The organism is Vibrio sp. 10N.222.52.C3, assembly GCF_041474195.1.
Taxonomy (GTDB): domain Bacteria; phylum Pseudomonadota; class Gammaproteobacteria; order Enterobacterales; family Vibrionaceae; genus Vibrio; species Vibrio crassostreae_C.
Genome location: NZ_JBFRTQ010000007.1, coordinates 12,899 through 33,643 on the forward strand (window position 1 = coordinate 12,899; position 20,745 = coordinate 33,643).

At 44.4% G+C, this 20,745-nt stretch carries 16 protein-coding genes and 1 other annotated feature; of the genes, 6 read left to right on the forward strand and 10 right to left on the reverse strand.

Annotated elements, in window-relative coordinates; all coding sequences use genetic code 11:
* Positions 1-96 precede the first annotated feature (96 nt).
* A complete protein-coding gene (locus tag AB4517_RS00740) occupies positions 97-1,767 on the reverse strand; it encodes a LytS/YhcK type 5TM receptor domain-containing protein (protein ID WP_372147709.1) in 1,671 nt (556 codons plus the stop codon).
* A gap of 264 nt (positions 1,768-2,031) precedes the next feature.
* A complete protein-coding gene (locus AB4517_RS00745; protein WP_017062863.1) occupies positions 2,032-3,522 on the reverse strand; it encodes a carbon starvation protein A in 1,491 nt (496 codons plus the stop codon).
* A gap of 354 nt (positions 3,523-3,876) precedes the next feature.
* Here AB4517_RS00745 and AB4517_RS00750 point away from each other — a divergent pair, with 354 nt between their 5' ends.
* Entirely contained in the window at positions 3,877-4,227 is a 351-nt protein-coding gene (locus AB4517_RS00750) for a DUF2799 domain-containing protein (protein WP_017059350.1), read from the forward strand.
* A gap of 117 nt (positions 4,228-4,344) precedes the next feature.
* Here the strand turns inward: AB4517_RS00750 and murQ are convergent, their stop codons facing one another.
* Together murQ and AB4517_RS00760 are read right to left on the reverse strand one after the other, a co-directional pair.
* Complete coding sequence (gene murQ, locus AB4517_RS00755) at positions 4,345-5,265, reverse strand: N-acetylmuramic acid 6-phosphate etherase (protein ID WP_050651903.1); 921 nt, start codon at positions 5,263-5,265, stop codon at positions 4,345-4,347.
* A 45-nt stretch (positions 5,266-5,310) separates the two neighbouring features.
* Positions 5,311-6,426: an anhydro-N-acetylmuramic acid kinase gene (locus tag AB4517_RS00760; RefSeq protein ID WP_017059352.1), complete on the reverse strand. Its 1,116-nt coding sequence runs from the start codon at positions 6,424-6,426 to the stop codon at positions 5,311-5,313.
* 121 nt (positions 6,427-6,547) lie between these two features.
* Here AB4517_RS00760 and nagZ point away from each other — a divergent pair, with 121 nt between their 5' ends.
* From nagZ to tyrA, 3 genes are all read left to right on the forward strand, one after another.
* Positions 6,548-7,537: a beta-N-acetylhexosaminidase gene (nagZ, locus tag AB4517_RS00765; RefSeq protein ID WP_372147711.1), complete on the forward strand. Its 990-nt coding sequence runs from the start codon at positions 6,548-6,550 to the stop codon at positions 7,535-7,537.
* A 246-nt stretch (positions 7,538-7,783) separates the two neighbouring features.
* On the forward strand, positions 7,784-8,857 hold the full coding sequence (locus AB4517_RS00770; RefSeq protein WP_017629783.1) for a 3-deoxy-7-phosphoheptulonate synthase: 1,074 nt from the start codon (positions 7,784-7,786) through the stop codon (positions 8,855-8,857).
* Positions 8,858-8,958: 101 nt separating this feature from the next.
* Entirely contained in the window at positions 8,959-10,086 is a 1,128-nt protein-coding gene (gene tyrA / locus AB4517_RS00775) for a bifunctional chorismate mutase/prephenate dehydrogenase (protein WP_017071391.1), read from the forward strand.
* Between the two features lie 162 nt (positions 10,087-10,248).
* On the opposite strand, the gene AB4517_RS00780 is transcribed toward tyrA, so the two are convergent.
* The 3 genes from AB4517_RS00780 to ettA form a co-directional block, all read right to left on the reverse strand.
* Positions 10,249-11,259, reverse strand: coding sequence for a M23 family metallopeptidase (locus tag AB4517_RS00780; RefSeq protein WP_372147712.1), 1,011 nt, complete (start codon positions 11,257-11,259; stop codon positions 10,249-10,251).
* Between the two features lie 49 nt (positions 11,260-11,308).
* Positions 11,309-11,677 carry a PilZ domain-containing protein gene (locus tag AB4517_RS00785; RefSeq protein WP_017059356.1) on the reverse strand — a complete coding sequence of 123 codons (369 nt, stop codon included), beginning with the start codon at positions 11,675-11,677 and terminating at the stop codon, positions 11,309-11,311.
* 90 nt (positions 11,678-11,767) lie between these two features.
* Positions 11,768-13,435, reverse strand: coding sequence for an energy-dependent translational throttle protein EttA (ettA, locus tag AB4517_RS00790; protein ID WP_017056147.1), 1,668 nt, complete (start codon positions 13,433-13,435; stop codon positions 11,768-11,770).
* A gap of 263 nt (positions 13,436-13,698) precedes the next feature.
* Between ettA and sltY the strand changes: the two genes are divergently transcribed.
* Positions 13,699-15,648, forward strand: a complete 1,950-nt coding sequence (gene sltY, locus AB4517_RS00795) for a murein transglycosylase (protein WP_372147714.1) — start codon at positions 13,699-13,701, stop codon at positions 15,646-15,648.
* A gap of 172 nt (positions 15,649-15,820) precedes the next feature.
* A complete protein-coding gene (gene trpR, locus AB4517_RS00800; protein WP_017059358.1) occupies positions 15,821-16,114 on the forward strand; it encodes a trp operon repressor in 294 nt (97 codons plus the stop codon).
* Positions 16,115-16,242: 128 nt separating this feature from the next.
* Here the strand turns inward: trpR and yjjX are convergent, their stop codons facing one another.
* From yjjX to pheA, 3 genes are all read right to left on the reverse strand, one after another.
* Positions 16,243-16,764, reverse strand: coding sequence for an inosine/xanthosine triphosphatase (yjjX, locus tag AB4517_RS00805; RefSeq protein ID WP_017059359.1), 522 nt, complete (start codon positions 16,762-16,764; stop codon positions 16,243-16,245).
* Entirely contained in the window at positions 16,727-19,105 is a 2,379-nt protein-coding gene (locus AB4517_RS00810; protein ID WP_017059360.1) for a bifunctional diguanylate cyclase/phosphodiesterase, read from the reverse strand. Before AB4517_RS00810 ends, yjjX begins: the two co-directional genes overlap by 38 nt.
* A gap of 333 nt (positions 19,106-19,438) precedes the next feature.
* A complete protein-coding gene (pheA, locus tag AB4517_RS00815; RefSeq protein ID WP_017059361.1) occupies positions 19,439-20,614 on the reverse strand; it encodes a prephenate dehydratase in 1,176 nt (391 codons plus the stop codon).
* 12 nt (positions 20,615-20,626) lie between these two features.
* Positions 20,627-20,745, reverse strand: a sequence feature (Phe leader region).

Consider the following 20,745-nt stretch of genomic DNA (forward strand, 5'->3'; position numbering starts at 1 on the left):
TTCATCTTGGTTCTATCCCTGCTTGGTTCACGCTTATCTTTTAAATGTCTGCTTCTAAATGTTTCAACTCGGAGCGATCCGTCTCCGAAAATACCATTATTTGAGTATAGGTATGATAAAGCTCATTCGAGTAAATTGCTGTGGTTGAGATTCTATTTTTAGTGCTGAATCTTGTCCAAAGAAATTAGTGAGTCGTTTATCAACAATTTCCATCCCTAATCCTACATGATCTTGAGATGGCTTCTGATAATTACCTGCATTGTCTTCAACGGTTAACTTGAACCCACCTCCGAAAGGTTCGCTGTAGATCTTTACTGTGCCACCTTCCAACATGTTCGAAATACCATGTTTGATGGCGTTCTCAACCAATGGTTGCAGAGTAAAGCTCGGCAGTTGAGATTCGTACAACTGTGGGTCGATGTCCCATTCGACTTCTAATCGGTCGGTGAAACGTGCTTTCTCAATGGTGAGGTACGCATTGACGTGTGCCAGTTCATCTTTGAGCTTCACGGTGTTGATGTTCTGCTTTAGGTTGCTTCTAAAGAAGTGAGACAGGTGTTGAATCAACTCTCGAGCTTTATCTGGGTCACGACGTGTTACTGCGCTGATAGTATTAAGCGCATTGAACAAGAAGTGCGGGTTCACTTGAGCGTGCAGCAGTTTGATTTCTGCTTGTGTCAGTAGCGTTTGCTGCTGCTGGTAGTTGCTAAATAGGATCTGGCTCGATAATAGTTGAGCGATACCTTCACCCATCGACATATTGATAGTTGAGAATAGTTTCAGCTTTGGCTCATAGAGCTTGATGGTGCCGACCACTTCGTTACCCGCGCGCAATGGAATAATCAACGCAGAACCCAATTTACAATCCTGCGACAAGGAGCATTGGTATGGGTTCTCTTTGCCATCAAGGTAGATGATGTCGTTCTGTTCCATCGAAGTGAGCGTGCTTTGCGATGAAATCGGGGTGTTCGGAATATGGTGTTCATCACCAATACCAACGAACGCGAGGATTTTCTCTCGGTCGGTAATCGCTACCGCCCCTACGTTGGTCTCTTCATAAACGATACGTACGATTTTTTGTGCGTTATCGGAATTGAACCCACCATGCAAAATACCCACCGAACGTTCGGCAATGGTCAGTGCGCGGCGTGAGAAGGTAGCCGAGTACTTTTCGAAGATGGTTTTTCTGTCTTGGATGATGCTCATGAACAGTGCTGCACCGACCGAGTTAGCGATGATCATTGGCGCCGCAATATCGGAGACCAGAGCATAGGATTGTTCGAAGGGTTTTGCGACCGCCAGCAGAATCAGCATCTGAATGATCTCTGCAAACAGGGTTACCGAGAAAACCACTAACGGATTAAACAGTTGGCTGGCTTTGTTCTTTCTCACGAGATAAACGTGTAACAGGCCGCCAATCAAGCCTTCTGCTGTGGTTGAAATCGCACAAGCCAAGTCTGTGAAGCCGCCTAATGAGTAACGGTGAATTCCACCAGTAAAGCCGACGGCAAAGCCAACGACAGGGCCGCCAAACAAACCGCCCATTACCGCACCCATCGCACGCGTGTTGGCGATGGCATCATTGATCTGCAGTCCGAAATAGGTACCCATAATGCAGAACAGGGAGAACAGAACGTAGCAGCTGATCTTATGGCCTAAGCGTGAAGAGATGCTCAACAAAGGGAGAATCAGTGGGGTTTTACTCAGCATGTAAGCAATCACTAAGTAGACGCAGGTTTGTTGCAGCAGAGAGAGAATGAGTTCCATATTTTCACCTATTGAGACGCTTGTTAAGTGTAAAGCTCATTGCTTGGTAACGGTAGCTTTGCTTGTGTTTTAGTAGCCTATATTCGCTTCCCAGAGTTGAAAGCACTAACGCCTACAAACAATAAAGCCCATCACAGTGGACGGGCTTTAGTCTTAGGTTCCACGAATCACTGAGTGATTACGGGAGCAAGCGAAGTTGTGTTTGGCTGTTCTTTTATCTCTTTCTATGAAGATTGGTCTCTTGTTCCCAAGAGCCTTAAAGAACTAGGCTGTTTTGGTGACGCCTTTTGCTTCTTTCTCTTCTTCATCAGCTAGGTCGATATCGCCTTTGCCTTTTGAAATTTTAATAACGTAAGCCGCAACACCTAGCGCACTCACCACACCAATGATGGTTGAGATTTGCATTGGTAGACCGAAGCCCAGTTGGCTGTTGTTCAGGATGAATGTGATACACACAGACGTCATGAAGATAGCTGGAACTGTTGTTACCCAGTGCAGTTTGTTGTGGCGAAGTAGGTAAGCTGAAGCTGTCCACAGCATCATTACGGCTGTTGATTGGTTAGCAAAACCGAAGTAGCGCCAGATGATACCGAAATCAACTTGAGTCAGGATGCCACCGATAACGAACAGTGGTAACGCCATTAGTAGACGGTTACGCAGTGTTTTCTGTTCCATGTTGAAGTATTCAGCAAGGATAAGACGGCTTGAACGGAACGCTGTGTCACCAGAAGTGATTGGTAGGATAACCACGCCAAGGAAAGCAAGGATACCGCCAAATACACCCAGTAGACCAAATGAAGCGCTGTATACCACGTTACCTGGGCCGCCGTTTGCAATTGCGTCAGACAGAGACTCAACCGAACCGAAGAAAGACAGAGCAAGTGCACACCAGATTAGAGCGATGATGCCTTCACCAATCATTGCGCCGTAGAATACGAAGCGACCGTTCTTCTCGTTTTCCATACAACGCGCCATCAGAGGAGACTGAGTGGCGTGGAAGCCAGAGATAGCACCACATGCGATAGTGATGAAGAGAGCAGGCCAAAGTGGTAGGTCATTCGGGTTCATGTTGGTGAACATGTCGCTGATCTCAAAGCCCCCCATGATTTGGTGTTCGTCAGATAGACCAATCGCAGTGATTAGGCCAACAGACATAAAGATAAGCAGTGCACCGAACAGTGGGTAGAAGCGACCAATGATTTTATCGACAGGGACAATCGTTGCGATGATGTAGTAAGCAAAGATGATAACAACCATCGTAGTTGCAGACATCGCGAAATCAGTTTGGTCGTTCACTAGGTTAGTGATCATACCTGCTGGAGCAGATACGAATACCACACCAACAAGAAGCAGTAGAACAATGGCAAAGATGTTCATAAAGTGTTTTGCGCCATTGCCTAGGTAACGTCCAGTGATGGTTGGAACCGAAGCTCCGCCATTACGGATAGATAACATACCTGAGAAGTAGTCGTGTACTGCACCTGCGAAGATACAACCTAGAACGATCCAAAGCATTGCTGCTGGACCATAAAGGGCACCCATGATAGGGCCGAAGATTGGACCTACACCTGCGATGTTAAGCAGCTGAACTAGGTAAACCTTTGGTGTCGACATTGGAACGTAGTCCACGCCATCTTGCTTAGTGTGAGCAGGTGTTTGGCGTTTTTCATTGATACCGAAAATCTTCTCGATAAAGGTACCGTAAATAAAGTAGCCACCAATGAGTGCTGCGACACAGGTAAGAAACCACATCATAATTTGTTATCCCTGAATGTATTAATTAAGTCAGGGTGTATATTAAAGGAGTCGATGAGAAGAAACTTCCGCTACGAGAGTGAGTGGTCGAATAGCCAATTTAGCGGTGTTATAACTGATTTAGTGGTTTGTTCACTGTGCTGAGTGGCCGATATTTCTATCGAGAGGCCTATTAGCTCTATAGAGAGGTTGTTTGAGTTGGCTTAACGGCGACTATTGATTCTGAGTGGTCGGAATGAACCTAAAGTGGCGAACATTAGACAATAAGTGGACATCGATAGGCGTTCAGCGGAGAATCACCACAAAGGCAGCGCTTCGTCAGAAAGTGGTGAAGTAACAATATAAAGGATTGAAATGAAAAAAATAATCGTACTATTCGCCGTGGCATTTAGCCTTGCAGGATGCAGCGCCAATGTTCAAGATTTAGCAGCTGAAGGCAATTGGCAAGAGATTGGCTATCGTGATGGTATCAAAGGCCACACTCAGCGTTCGTATTCAGAGATGACTGAGCTTGGCGCAGTCGATCAAGCGAGTTACACAGAAGGTTATCACCTAGGTGTGACTGAATATTGTAATCCGAACCATGCTTATCAGATTGGTTTATCTGGTCAGGTGTATGAAGGCGTGTGTTCTGGTACGGAAGACGCTCAACGTTTCCGTATGGAATGGCAACGCGGCTGGGACGAGTTCTCAAACGACTATTAAGCCCAAGCTAGCCATAAAAAATTAAAACTAAAAAAAGACCAGTACCGCGTGTGTGCTGGTCTTTTTGTATGTCGTTGAAGTAGCTGTCTAAATGAGAAGCTACAAGCCAAATTAAGATTACTGATTATTCTCGACGGCTTTTCTCAAGAAGCCATTTTGCTTATCAAGCTGAGCCTTGGCTAACTCTAAATCTAGCCCTGTTAGAATCATCAAAATAGATAACTTCACATCGTAATCAGTCGCTTTAAGTGTCGACACCGCCAGTGCTTTATCGCACTCCGTTGCTTGGATAACGATACGAGCGGCGCGGGCAACCAACTTTTCATTGGTCGCTTTTACGTCGACCATAAGGTTTTGGTAGCTCTTACCAATGCGAATCATGCTGGCAGTGGTCAGCATATTAAGCACCAGCTTTTGTGCTGTACCTGATTTGAGTCGTGTTGAACCAGTCAATGCTTCTGGGCCAACCACCGGGCTAATTGCGATTTGAGCGATTTCAGCAATTGGAGAGTCAGGGTTACAAGATAATGCAACCGTTACTGCGCCAAGCTGATTGGCATAGTTGAGTGCACCAATCACGTAAGGTGTGCGACCGCTCGCAGCAATACCTACCACGACATCATTTTCTGAAAACTGAATCGCTTTCAGATCTTCAATGCCGAGAGTTAGCGAGTCTTCTGCACCTTCTTTGGCTTTTAAAATCGCCTCTGGTCCGCCTGCAATTAAGCCGATAACCATTTTGTCCGAAACACCGAAAGTCGGTGGGCATTCTGAGGCGTCTAACACACCTAATCGACCACTGGTGCCTGCGCCCATATAAATCAGTCGACCACCGTTTTGAAAGGCATGAGCAATTTTATCGACCGCTTTCGCGATCTGTGGCAGTTCCGCTTCAATCGCCAGCGGGACTTGCTTGTCTTGTTGGTTAATCTTTTCAACCACTTCGAGAGAGGTGAGCAGATCAATATCCATAGTGTCAGGGTTTCTCCCCTCCGAAACGAGGTGCGAGAGCGCTGATATGAGAGCGTCGTTACTCATAATGGTCCTTAAATGGTGATTCTAAAATGATGGTTCTAAAGTTGTTTAGTCAGCACGATAGAGAACGCCTAGAGAGGCCGCTCTGCTTGCGCCAGTCACTTCTGGTAAATTGCTTGGCAGTTGATGAATATGACGTTGAGCAAGCCACGCAAAAGCCATCGCTTCCATGTAATCGGCGTCCACGCCTTTACTGGTGGTTGAGTCAACCTCCCAACTTGGAAGCAGTTCAGACAGCCTCTTCATCAACAATGGATTTCGTGTACCACCGCCACACACATACAGTGCAGGCTGGTCACCCAAGCGATAAGTCTCCACTTCATTGGCTATCGTCAATGCGGTGTATTCACAAAGTGTGCGCTGAACATCTTCTGCTGCAAGATCTTTAAATTCTGTTAATTGTTGCTCTAGCCACGGTAGATTAAACAGTTCTCTACCAGTACTTTTCGGTGGTATTTGAGATAGATAAGATTCATTTAACAACTGTTCGAGAAAGGCTTGATTGAGCTGACCTTTAAGCGCAAATTGGGCATCACGGTCAAACTTATCGCCCGTGTGTTTATCAACCCAAGCGTCCATCAACATATTGCCCGGGCCAGTATCATAACCAAGTGTTGGCTGATTAGGGCGCAGCACTGAAATATTCGAGATACCACCAATATTCAACACCACAACTGAGCTGTCTTGTGGCTGGAAAATAGTATGGTGGAAGGCAGGGACTAATGGCGCACCTTGTCCGCCTAATGCCATGTCTTTACGCCTGAAATCGGCAACCGTTTGAATCTGTGTTTTAGCGGCAATGATGTTGGCATCACCCAACTGCATGGTAAATGGAGATTCGCCGCTTGGCTGGTGGAATACCGTTTGACCATGATTACCAATCGCAGTCACAGAAGATGCAGGTGTACCTGACTTTTCGAGAAGTTGCAAAACCGCATCGCCAAACAGATGGCCAAGCTGGTGGTCGAGTTCTCCAATGGCAATTAAATCGGTTTTCTGACCAATACAAACTTCAAGCAGACGCACTTTGAGGTCGTCAGGCATTGGGAACTCATCATGAGCAAGCAATGTGATGCGCGTATCTTCAATCGACACTAAGGCAGTATCAACACCGTCCATACTCGTCCCTGACATCACACCGATATACAGTTCTTTATGATCCATTTCTAAGCTCTTGCACTGCATTCTTAAAGTCTTCCACAGATTGGTTTAAAAACATTGTAAAGCAAATTTAAAGAGAATAATCTCGGGAAGTTTATGAAATTAGGTTTAATAAGGGATAAATATGGGACCGTTGTGGGTTGATGTTGCAGGCTACGAGCTGACAGCTGAAGACAGAGAAATTTTAGATCACCCAACTGTTGGTGGTCTCATCTTATTTGCTCGAAACTACCACGATAGCAAACAGTTATCGGCGTTAAACAAAGAAATTCGCAAGGTAGCGAAACGTCCTATTTTGATTGGTGTCGATCAAGAAGGTGGCCGAGTTCAGCGCTTCCGCGATGGCTTTTCAATTATCCCAGCTGCTCAAGAATTCGCGACTAAGAATAATGGCGAACAGTTAGCAGAACAAGCGGGTTGGTTGATGGCGGCAGAATTGATTGCCCATGATATCGATCTGAGCTTTGCGCCAGTATTAGACAAAGGCCACGAGTGTAAAGCGATTGGTAGCCGAGCGTTTGGTGAAGATATTGATACCATTGTTCGTCATAGCAGCGCTTTCATCAAAGGCATGAAGTCGGTTGGCATGGCGACGACAGGCAAGCACTTCCCTGGACATGGTGGCGTGATTGCTGACTCACACTTAGAGACGCCATATGACCCTAGAGACGACATCTTCGAAACAGATATGGCAATCTTCAAGGCGCAAATTGAAGCTGGAATATTGGATGCCATGATGCCAGCTCACGTGGTTTTCTCTCACTATGATGATCAACCTGCGAGTGGTTCACAGTATTGGCTACAGAAAGTATTGAAGCAGCAGCTTGGGTTTAAAGGCTTGGTATTCTCTGACGATTTAACGATGGAAGGCGCTGCCATTATGGGCGGACCAGCCGACAGAGCGAAAGCGGCCTTGAATGCAGGTTGTGACATGGTGTTGATGTGTAATAAACGAGATGCACAAATTGAAGCTCTGGATCACTTAGCGATTCAAGAGGTGCCTTTAGCCAACTCATTGCTTAAAAAACACAGCTTTGATTTGTCGACACTTCACTCGGATGCTAGGTGGAAAAAGACCTCAGAGACGATTAAGCGAATGCTAGGCAGTGAGTGATAAATAAACACATTATAATTTTAGATAAGGCGATATGATAAATATCGCCTTTTTTGTATGTGTGATCCGTGGTTTAAACCTATTTATCTCTTAGAGTGAGTTAAATTTAATGTGTAAAATAAAATTTACAGTCAATGTTTTTTATTGTTTACACTTGCAATCGCTTTTTTAGCTGTTATTGTGTTTTTAAAGATTGTTAACCCAAACGGAAATGTTGGGTGTAAAAATAAATATACAGGTTGAGTTATGCAGAAAAGTGAATTAAGCAATGTCAATATCATCGACGAACAGGTACTGATTACTCCTGAGGAGTTAAAAGCAAAACTGCCTTTGAGTGATAATGCTCGTCGTTTCATTCAAGAGTCTCGTCAAACTATCGCAAACATCATTCATAAGAAAGATCATCGCATGCTTGTTGTATGTGGCCCATGTTCTATCCATGACATTGAAGCTGCGAAAGAGTACGCGAAACGCTTAAAAGCACTTTCTGAAGAACTGAGCGATCAACTGTATATTGTAATGCGTGTTTACTTTGAAAAGCCTCGTACTACTGTTGGTTGGAAAGGTTTGATTAATGACCCTCATCTAGATGGCACTTTCGATATTGAGCATGGTCTGCATGTTGGTCGTGAGCTATTAGTTGAACTTGCTGAGATGGAAATTCCACTCGCAACAGAAGCATTAGATCCAATCAGTCCGCAATACCTAGCAGATACCTTCAGCTGGGCGGCGATTGGCGCACGTACGACTGAATCTCAAACTCACCGTGAAATGGCAAGTGGTCTTTCAATGCCAATCGGCTTCAAAAACGGTACCGATGGCAACTTAGGTACAGCAATTAATGCGATGCAGGCAGCTTCTTCTAGCCACCGTTTCATGGGTATTAGCCGCGAAGGCCAAGTTGCACTACTTACGACTCAAGGTAACCCAAATGGTCACGTTATTTTACGTGGCGGTAAGCAAACGAACTACGATTCAGTATCGGTACACGAATGTGAACAAGAGCTTGGTAAATCAGGCTTAGAAGCGGCACTGATGGTTGACTGTAGCCACGCGAACTCTCGCAAAGATTTCCGCCGCCAACCTCTAGTTGCAGAAGATGTGATTCACCAAATTCGTGAAGGCAACAAGTCGATTATCGGCCTGATGATTGAAAGCCATATTAACGAAGGAAACCAATCTTCGGATATACCTCTCAATGAGATGAAATACGGCGTATCTATTACCGACGCGTGTATCAATTGGGATTCAACTGAGGCACTATTGAAGCATGCACATACGGAATTAGTCCCGTTCTTAGAAAACCGTTTGAAAGGTTAGTCAGAGTTTTAAATTTAAGTGCCTCATCTAATGGGGCATTTTAAGATCTGTTACTAGCGAAATCAGCGTTAGTACGGGCTTATAGATTAGTAAGGAATAAAATGGCCGTTGAACTGAACGAATTACGCGACCAAATCGATGCTGTCGATAAACAAATGTTGGATTTACTTGCTCAGCGATTGGCTCTAGTAGAGAAAGTCGGGGAAGTAAAAAGTGAACATGGTTTACCTATTTATGTACCAGAGCGTGAAGCTGCAATGCTGGCATCTCGTCGTCAAGAAGCCGAGAAAATAGGGGTTCCACCACAGTTAATCGAAGATATTTTGCGTCGTACTATGCGTGAGTCTTATGCCAGCGAAAAAGATTCAGGCTTTAAGTGTCTTAACCCAGAGTTACGTTCAGTGGTTATCGTTGGTGGTAATGGTCAACTTGGTGGTTTGTTTGGTCGTATGTTCAAACTGTCTGGCTACGAAGTGAAAATCCTCGGCAGCCAAGATTGGGATAAGGCCGACGAAATCTTAGATAATGCTGGCCTTGTTGTTGTTACGGTTCCAATTCACCTAACGGAAGGTGTGATTGCAAAACTAGGTAACCTACCAAGCGATTGTATTCTTTGTGATTTAACATCGATTAAGTCAAAACCGCTACAAGCAATGATGGACATGCACCAAGGCCCAGTGGTTGGATTGCACCCAATGTTTGGTCCGGATGTTCCTAGTCTTGCTAAGCAGGTGATTGTCTACAGTGATGGTCGTGGTTCTGAAAGCTACCAATGGCTACTGAATCAATTTGGTATCTGGGGGGCGAGCCTATGTCAGATGGATGCAGCTGAACACGATCACGGCATGACCTTAATTCAAGCACTTCGTCACTTCACCTCGTTTGCTTACGGTTTGCACCTAAGTAAAGAGAATCCGAATATCGATCAGCTTCTGAAGCTCAGTTCGCCAATCTACCGTCTTGAGATTGCTATGGTTGGTCGTCTGTTTGCTCAAGACCCGAACTTGTACGGAGACATCATTCTCTCTTCAGATGAGAACATTGAAATGATTCGACGCTTCCATAGCTGTTTCGGAGAGGCGTTAGAAATACTAGATGGCAAAGATAAAGCCAAGTTTGTTGAGAGCTTCAACCAAGTGAGTGATTGGTTTGGTGACTACTCACAACAATTTTTGCAAGAGAGCCAAAGTCTTCTAAAACAAGCACATGACTCGATTCATCGTGGTTAATAGTGTGGTTTGAAAAATAAAAAAGAGCGACCATTTGGTCGCTCTTTTTGTTTGTGCTGAACGCTATGAAAGCATTTGGCCTACGGCAGGCTAAAAGCAATTAGATCATCATAGGCTAAACCAACAGGTCTTAGCTATTAACAAGTAGTTAGCCATTAACAACTAGTTAGTCGTGATAGGTTTTTTGCTTTCTTCACTCGATACGGTGTCGATGGTCGAGCTAATGTAAGGCACGTTAGTCAGGTTGATCTGCAAGCGAACCACATTATCAATCAGTTGAACCAGTGGGCCCCACTTAACCTTTTTCTCTTTCTCGAACACGTAGTTGAAGTTTTCCGGTGTCCAATCCATCAAGTATTGAGGGTTCAATGAACGACCAAGGAAGCGTACTTCATAATGCAGATGTGGCCCAGTTGAGTTACCTGAGTTACCACAGCTCGCAATCACATCGCCTTTACTCACAAATTGACCGCTACGTACCTTGAACTTCTGTAGGTGCGCATAAGAACTCATGAAACCAAACGAGTGACGCATAGTAATAAAGTTGCCGAAGCCTTTTTTACTTGGGCGTACGGTTTCAATGACTCCATCTGCGGGCGCGACAATATCTTCACCACGCTTACACGTTAAATCGATACCAGTATGTACATGGCGTTTCCCTGAAATAGGGTTAGTGCGGCTACCATAAGAAGAAGATATACGTTGATAAGCCATCGGACTGTCGTTTGGAATCAAGCGGAACATTGTGGCTCTTACTGCTGAATCGACTGCAGCCGCATCAATGCGATCTTCTAAAGAAATATCATCGGTAAGCAGATCTTCATCAGCAAGCCCCAGTACTGATTCCACATCGAATACACGCTTACCAAGCAGTTGAATCGTGCCTTCTTTCTCGGTCAGTGTTTGCGATAGCGAATGGTTGGTTTCTACTTGCTCAGCATAAAGAAATTCTGTTTGTTCTTTTTCAACAATCAGTGTTTCAATCAACTGTTGGGCATCACCCGCTTGCAGTGCGAGTTCTTGTTTACTCTCGAAGTGCATGTACGCCGCTCCGCCAATCAATAGCGGTACTGAAAAAATGGCAGTAGTGCAAATGAGTACGGCTTTTCGACCGAAGTAAAACGTCTGTTCCCCCTGACTAGAGGGAATAGTAATGGACACTTTTTTAGACATGGTTCTGTATTAACTAAATGCTTCTAATAGAAAAAGGGTAATGGAGATATTATTCCTTACCTAAGTCGGTAAGGTGTTCAATCTCTCTATAAAGCAGGTCATCGTCACCAACATTAAGCTCAACAAGGCGCTTAAGGTGGCTGATACTATCAATATCTAAATGCTCTATGCGTAAACGCATTGAGGTATTGATGGTAGAGACTATCGTTGCTTCTAACTGAATATTGATATCACTGTTTTCGAGTTTAAAGCTCACTTGAACAGGGACATCATGGCTAAGTTGTTTTGATTCATTGCATTGAATGAGTAAACCATGGAGTGATAAGTCTTGCACTGAGCCTGATACCTTTACTTGTCCTTGTGAGATCTCAGTCGGGACTTGATAAATAACTCGTGAAAATTGACGCCTTTCAACCATAAGTAATCTCTCTATATCGATGCATTACACGTAAGCCAGATATATCAAAGGCCGCTATTATCGCGGCCTTTGTTCAAAATACAAGCTTATTTACTTAGCTATACGCTTGTACTTGATACGGTGCGGCTCTGCCGCTTGTGCGCCTAGAGTCTGCTTAAGCCACTCAGTGTACTCAGTATAGTTACCTTCGTAGAAGTTAACTTGACCTTCATCACGGTAGTCTAAGATATGGGTCGCAATACGGTCAAGGAACCAACGGTCATGCGAGATAACCATTGCACAGCCCGGGAATTCAAGCAGTGCTTCTTCAAGAGCACGTAGCGTTTCAACGTCAAGGTCGTTGGTAGGCTCATCGAGTAGCAGTACGTTACCGCCCGCTTTTAGCAGTTTCGCTAAGTGAACACGGTTACGTTCACCACCAGAAAGCTCACCGATGATCTTCTGTTGGTCGTTGCCTTTAAAGTTGAAACGAGAACAGTAAGCACGCGCAGGGATTTCGAAGTTGTTGATCTTAATGATATCAGCGCCTTCAGAGATCTCTTGGAATACTGTCTTAGTGTCGTCCATGCTGTCACGGAACTGATCAACAGAAGCAAGCTTAACGGTTTCGCCTAGTTCAACTGTACCTGAATCTGGCTGTTCTGCACCGCTTAGCATCTTGAATAGTGTTGATTTACCTGCACCGTTGGCACCAACGATACCGACGATTGCGCCCTTAGGCATGCTGAACGATAGGTCGTCGATAAGAACGCGATCACCAAACGATTTAGTCAGGTTGTTCACTTCAAGAACTTTATCACCTAGACGCTCACCTGGCGGGATGAACAGTTCGTTGGTTTCGTTACGCTTCTGGTATTGGCCAGTTGTCAATTCTTCAAAACGAGCCATACGAGCTTTAGACTTAGCTTGACGGCCTTTAGGGTTTTGACGAACCCATTCAAGTTCTTTCTCGATTGTCTTTTGACGTGCGCTTTCGCCCGCTTTTTCTTGCTTAAGACGCTCGTCTTTTTGCTCTAGCCAAGACGTGTAGTTACCTTCCCATGGGATACCTTCACCACGGTCAAGTTCTAGAATCCAGCCAGCTGCGTTGTCTAGGAAGTAACGGTCGTGGGTAATCGCCACAACAGTACCACTGTAATCAACAAGGAAGTGCTCAAGCCATGCTACTGATTCTGCATCCAAGTGGTTGGTTGGTTCATCAAGAAGCAGCATGTCTGGCTTTTCAAGAAGTAGACGACAGATAGCAACACGACGACGCTCACCACCTGATAGGAATTCAATTTTCGCATCCCACTCAGGAAGACGAAGTGCATCAGCAGCACGCTCTAGAGCAGTCTCTAAGTTGTGACCGTCTTTTGCTTGAATCAGAGCTTCTAGTTCGCCTTGCTCTTTTGCCAGTGCATCGAAGTCTGCATCTGGTTCTGCGTAAGCTGCGTAAACCGCATCAATACGCTTAAGTGCGTCAGCAACGTCAGAAACCGCTTCTTCTACGATTTCACGAACAGTTTTTGATTCGTCTAGCACAGGCTCTTGTGGTAGATAACCTACTTTAAGGCCTTGTTGTGCACGTGCTTCACCATCAATATCAGTATCAATACCAGCCATGATACGTAGTAGGGTAGATTTACCTGAACCATTTAGACCCAAAACACCGATTTTAGCGCCAGGAAAAAAGCTAAGAGAAATGTCTTTAAGAATTTGACGCTTAGGTGGAACAGTTTTGCTCACCCGAGACATGGTATATACGTATTCAGCCATTGCCGATCGATCCTAATTATTGTTCAAAATTGTCTGCTATTTTATACCAATATCCTCAAAGATGTTACTCCTAGGGCAGAAAAGCCACTCTTGAACTAATCCTTACCTATTATTGTCACATTGGTCATTAAAACTATATTTAATGGGCTTCTGAGGCGAAGTGTTAAATATTAATAATATTTACACTCAAATCCTTTACATTTGATGTGATGTCGGGCGTAAATAGACTTCACGTATTCATACACGCACTAAGGAAAGAGCGAATGTTTTTCCGCATTGGTAATACGAAAATTGCTGTGGCTGCATCGGCAATTTTGTCTTCGGTTTCACTGGCTCCGGTCGCTATGGCTAGCAATGCATCCGAGCTTGAAATGCAGCGTGACGTTTATGATAAAGCGCAAGATGTTTTAGACAGCCGTGATCTAAAAGCTTACTCCGCGCTGCGTAACAAAATTCAAACATACCCTTTAACACCTTACACCGATTATCGGGCCTTTCTGATTGGCTTAGGTGATCGCACACCTGCTGAGGTCGATGCTTTCATTGAAGAGAACAAGGCATTGCCTTTCTCCAATCGAATGCGCGCACCTTATTTGGACTCATTGGCTTCTCAAAAACAGTGGAAGACGATCCTTGAGTTTCAAACCAAAGAGCCTGTCGGTGAAAAATACCAATGTATTTATTATCGAGCGCATTACGAGCAAGGTAACCAAGAGCTTGCCTTTAAAGGAGCTAAACAACTTTGGTTGAGTGGTAGTGGTGTTGATGACGCTTGTGACCCTTTATTTAAAAGCTGGGATCAAGCTGGGCTAAGAACTGATGAGCTGATTCTGGATAGAATGCTGCTAGCGTTCGAGGGCCGTAACGGTAAGTTAATGAGCTATCTGATTAAGCAATTGGATCATGATGAGTCAATTGCTCAAGCGAAGCAGATGAAGGCGTTGTACAACAAGCCTGAAAATGTACTCGCGTTTGCTAAAAAACATCCAGCGAATGAATTCTACCAAGCTCAAACCGAGTTTGCTTTCGAGAAGCTAGCAAGGAAATCATCAAGCAGTGCTCAAAAGGTGTTTGATGATGTCATCAAGGCTCAGAAGTTTTCGAAAGAGAAATCTCAAGAGCTCGCTGATTACCTAACGTTTCGTCTGATCAACACCGACTCTGAAGAGTTAATGGTGTGGCGCGACAAAATGCTCGCGAGTTCATCAAAGCAAGTTCTGCTGGAACGACGTGCTCGCTTAGCAATTCAACATGCCGATTGGACGGGTTTGAAAGAGTGGATAGCGCGCTTGGATGATAAACATCAGGCTTCGCTTCGTTGGCAATATTGGCAGGGCAGAGCTGAAATCGCGACGGGCGATACTGACAAAGGCAATAAGCGACTGTCAGATATCTTGGGTCAGCGTAATTTCTACAGTGTGGCTGCGGCTAAGCAGTTAGGTAAGCCAGTTCAATATCCAACATCGACACTTAAATACAATGCTGAAACAGTGAAGCCATTCGACACCTCTTTGGTGCGTATTGGTGAACTGATTGACCGAGACAAAATTGCGGCAGCGAAAAGTGAATGGCGCTGGTTACTGACCAATGCAGATAAAGAGCAAAAAGAGATGCTTGCCGCTTACGCTGCGACACAGCGTTGGAATCACTTTACCGTAACAGCGAGTATCTCTGCGAAGATGTGGGATAACATTGCGCTGCGCTTCCCTGTTGCTCATAAGTGGTGGTTTAACTTCTACGCTGAAAAGCACGATCTCGATCCAATCACTTTGATGTCTTTAGCAAGACAAGAGAGTGCGATGGATTCAGAAGCTCGCTCTCCAGTTGGCGCGCGTGGCATTATGCAAATTATGCCCAAGACGGCGCAATACACAGCGAACAAACATAAGATTAAGTATCAGGGCAGCGATGATCTTTATGATGTCGGCAAAAACATTGAGATTGGCAGTCACTACTTAGATGGTTTACTCGCTCAATATGATGACAACCGTATCTTTGCGTTTGCGGCTTATAATGCTGGACCTAGCCGTGTGAAACAGTGGCGTTCACGCAGCGATGAAAAGCTCGATGCCTTTGCATTTATCGAAATGATCCCATTCAAAGAGACACGTGGCTACGTTCAGAATATCTTGATGTTTGAGACCTACTATCGAGATATCTTGGGTGAGAAAGGGACGTTTTTAGCGCCCCATGAGGCAAAAACGAAATACTAAGCCTTCGGCATTTGGCCCGAAACTGAGTAAGAATAAAGGCAGTGAGTGCGAACCATTTCCACTTACTGCCTTTTTACATTGGATCGCATCAAGTGTTTCGGTATAAAGTGTTAAACGCTTTCAATCGTTAAGCGACTCTTTAAAGTCATAATTTAAAAGTAAGTGTAGAGATATGGCATCACAACCTGAATATGATAATTGGCAACAACTGATGGACTTGGTAAAGACGGCTGTCGAAAAAGATCAGCACGAGCTGTTGTTGACTATGATGATGACACCAGACGAGCGAGATGCTCTGGTTGCTCGAATTAATATCTTCTGTGAGCTGATGAAAGGCGATATGTCTCAACGACAGGTGAGTCAAATGCTGGGCGTAGGCGTAGCGACGATAACCAGAGGCTCAAATGAGCTAAAGGCCAAATCTGAGCAAGAGAAAGTCGTGATCGCCGACCTATTGCTAAAGTAATAATGGAATTAAGCTATCACGCGATAGTATGAATACGAATTCGATAAAAAACGCTAACTGGATGTTAGCGTTTTTTGTTTCTGAAGATTGTTCTTGGAATCTTTTGAAGTTTAAGGAAGCCTCAAATACTAAATAGGAAAGTGTTCAGGATTCACAAATGGGATCAGAGCCAAAATTAAAGCTTGATGATAGACCGAACTGCGTGACAATTGGTTATGTGTCAGTAGGCCAATGGCACCACCTTTCTGTTTGATATTGTCGGTACCAAACACTTCATCCATCACATCCCCTAACTCGTTTGCATGCTCTAGTTTCTCAAGCACGGCTGGTGGCAGCATCAGACTTGCTGAACGAGACTCGCCACGTTGGCCATTCGTTTCGATCACCATCCAGGCAAAGGTGACGTTTGTTTCTATTCCCGCTTCTAGACCAACATAGAAGTCTGCATCAGGCTGAGCTTGAGTTGCGTTGTGAACTCGATTCACGGCACCTTGATAGGTTTCATCATTGCTCATCGGTTGATCGGCGACACCACTAGGGACGCTGATGCCTTTGAAATCAAATTCAGTATCAGGAAAAGCAGATAAGAACGCACTTTTAACGGCGTTTATTTTAGCTGGGTTCAGCGATGCGATGATTACAGATTTCATGTGTCGGATTCTTTTTGTTGTCGATTAGATTGAGTTGATGTTGTCGGTACCAGTCACTCAACTCTTCTAGTGGCATGGGTTTACCAAAGTAATAGCCTTGCAGCATATCGCACTGTGCATCCTGTAACCACTGGTGCATGTCTTGAGTTTCAATCCCTTCGGCGGTGACCTTTTTCCCCTGAGCATGACACAACCCGATAACTGGTTTTACGATGTTCTGGTTATCGGTTTCAATTAAGGTATCCAAAAACGCTTTATCCAATTTAATTTTCTGAGTTGGATACTGCACCAGTTGAGTGATAGAGGTGTAACCGGAACCAAAGTCATCAATCGCCAGTCGATAACCCATGCATGACAGCTCATTCAGCAATGGAAAACCTTCTGAATTTGAGTAAAAGGTTTCAGTGATTTCAAAATCGATTAGGCTTGGTGGAATTCGATTTAACTCCGCGTGTTCTTTAATGAAACCCGCAAGGTGAGTGGTTTCAATGCCAGCAGAAGATAAGTTGATCGACAATTGAATCGAGTGATCAAATTGAGTCTGAAGTCGATGGAATGAAGCAAACGCATTCTGTATTACCCAGCGGTCAACATGTTCGAACAGCCCGGTTTGTTCGGCTATTGGAATGAACTCATCCGGTGGAACCAAACCAAGTTGCTTTGAATTCCAACGCAATAACACCTCAACGCCAATAACATCAGTCCCGGTAGAATCCATGTAGGGCATGTAAACGAGCCTGAATTCATCATCAAAATTCTTACCTCTAAGCGCACGTTCAATGTCTGCTTGGCGCTGAATGGCTTTGTCTAAATCCCGTGAATAGTCAGCAAATTGGTTTTTACCGGCACGCTTGGCTTGGTACATCGCAGTATCCGCGTTGGACAGTAGCTTCTCGATTGAGTTGCCATCATTAGGGTAGGTCGCAATACCAATACTGACCGTGATCGGAAAGCTGCCTGATTCGGTGACAAAACCTTTTTGCAGTGGAGTCAGTAAATCATTCGAGAATCGATGCGCGACATTTCCTCGGTGACTAGGAGCGTTAATGTAGACAACGAACTCGTCTCCAGAAAGTCGGGCTGGCATACAATGAGCGTCGAACTCCTCTTTATAGTGACGACAAATATCTGAAATACGCTGAGCAAAAGAGACCAGAATCGAGTCGCCGATTTGATGTCCGTATTTGTCGTTCACAAACTTGAAGTTGTCCAAGTCAAAATAGAGAACCCAGGTTTCGGTATTCGAACTCGGTTTTGGCAACGATTGCTGAACGAAGGTTTGAAACTGATGCCTATTGGCTATTTGGGTTAACTGATCATTTTCGGCCAAGAGCTTGGTCTGTTGGTAGGTGTTGTCTAGCTCTTGGTACATGTCATAAAAACGCTGTGATAGGCGGCCAAGCTCATCACGAGTGCCCAAGCGTTCGATGTTCTTACGTTGTTTTTTTTCGACTTGCTGTAGCTGTCGATCGAGCCGCGTTATTGGAGTAATCACAGTGCGAGACAGAAGCATGAGTAGCAGAGCGACAGTCACAAACGCAGACAGGGCAAACGACAAACTCAGCTTGTTCCAAATTGAATCGAGCTTGTTTTCTAATAGGAATTGCGCCGGATCGACCGTGGCGTACAGTTCTGGAGCAAGCTTGACTGAGTGGGTGACATCATTTTCCAAAGAAACCGCTATGGATGTGAAGAATAAACTGGTTTGGTAGTCGAACTCTATCTGTTTTCTCAGCGCATTAAATTTGTCGAGAGAGACAGAGACAACAACAAAGAACACATCGTCGGGTTGATTGTTAACGGTTGGGAAAATCGCTTTTCTATCTACCTTGTCATAGTGAACCAACATCCCTTCGCCTTGGGAGTTTTGAATATAGTTGGTACTCGATGTTGCTAAGGTGTCTTGATAGTGCAGGTCAACATACTCCAATATCTTACTGTCAATCTGAGTGCGTGAGTCATTGCTATTATCCGCGTAATAACGCAGTTTTCGATCACCATTAAGAAGCGCTAAACCTGTATAGCTTTCATCGTCATCTTGCAGGAAATGAATGGCTTCTCGAAGATTACTGACCAGTTCAAGATCGCGAGATAGATTTTGATCAGTGAGAAAATAACGCTTCACCATATCACTCTGGGTCAAGGTGTAAGAGTAGCTATTGAGGAACGAACGAGATTGGCGAAAGTATCCGGCTAGTTTTTCCATGTTCAGTTGAAGTGCGTTGTCTTCGCGTTTGATGAAACTGCTTTTTTGCGTCGAATAAATAATATAGCTAGAAGCCGCGGTACTGATCAGTATCACAGGGGCTATTAGTAGTAAGATTTTAGTACTTAGCTTCATAGTTAATGACAACACTATTTATAAATTAAGCGCATAAGTTTATGTTACTTAATGCTTACTCGCTATTAATTATACGTAGTTCGATGATTTCCTGTGAAGGGGGTAAGGTTTTGTCTTTATTGATAAAAAAAGCCACTAATGAGTTTTTGTTAGAAAGGCTCAAGTAGTGGAGAGAGTAAGCGTGCCGAATGTGCGAAACAAGTGAATTGTGTTTCAGGCATGCTAGGGTGAGTTTTCTTAGCGAGAATAGTACTCGACTAGAGGGTGATTTAAGTATTTGGCCTGCTGTAGGCCAAATACTTATGTTAGCTAAAAGCTGATACTCACTTTCAGCTATGACAACTTAACTTGAGTCGCTTTGATGTTCTCACTTGGGTAGCAACCCAACACCTTAAGGTGGCGAGTAATGGCTGTTAGTTCCGTTATCGCTTGTTGCATATTATCTGAATCCAGATGCGCCTCTAAATCGACATAGAACATCTCTTCCCAAGGGTTACCCATGATAGGACGAGATTCTAGCTTAGTCATGTTGATGCCTAAGCGTTGCAGGATCAGTAGTGTTTCTACCAAAGAACCCGCCTCTTGAGATGTCGACATGATGAGCGTTGTTTTCGCTGGTATTTGAGTCGATACTTCAACAGGCTTACGCGCCACAACGATGAAACGAGTGTGGTTCTCTGTTTGGTTTGCAATATTGCTCTGGATTGGCTGTAGTCCATAAAGCTTACCGCTCGATGCATTACCAATAGCAGCTACGTCATTACCACCCAATTCTTTAACTTTTTTCATTGCATCAGCGGTGCTTGCGCAAGACTCAAGGTTGACACCCTTAAGGCGGCTCAAGAACTCACTGCATTGTTGATGAGGTTGTGGGTGCGAGTAGAGTGTTTTGATGTCTTCTAAACGGATATCACTTTTAGCAACAAGGCAGTGCTCAATCGGTTGAGAAAGTTCGCCAACAATGTATAGAGTCGTATGCTGTAACAGGTCGTAGACCTCGTTAATTGACCCTGAACTGGTGTTCTCAATCGGCAGGACACCGTAGTCGGCATGGCCAGACTCTACTGTTGATGCGACTTCTTTGAAGTGATTACAGTTCAGCTCAATCAATTCCATATTCTTGCGGCTGAAGTATTCGCGGCTCGCAAGGTGAGAATACGATCCCTTAGAACCTAAGAATGCAACGCGAGCCAATGGTTTACGGCTTTGCGGGTTCGCTAGGTTTTGTAAGTATGACTGTTGTAGTAAAACGGAATCTTCGATGATGGTGTGAAACAGCTTGGTAATGTACTGCGCATCAAGTTCGTATTTATCTTTGCCGTTGTTGATCAGCTTAACTAATAGTTGTTGTTCTCGTACTGCATCACGAACTGGTTTTGATGTCTCTACTTTGCTTTTAGCGACTTCGATACTTAGCTTGCGACGCTCTGAAAGTAACTTCAGGAGTTCGTCGTCTAAATCATTAAGACGAAGGCGGATATCATCCAGTGAAATTGAGCGGTCAGTCATAAATGTGTCCTTATAAAAAAGCCTCCCTAGTGTGGGAGGCTTCTTGTTCGTTTTTGACTTGTTTTTCTAAAACGACTTAGCCTCCGATTTACGGAAGAAAAAAGAAGTCAAAAATAAACAAAGATTGAGTG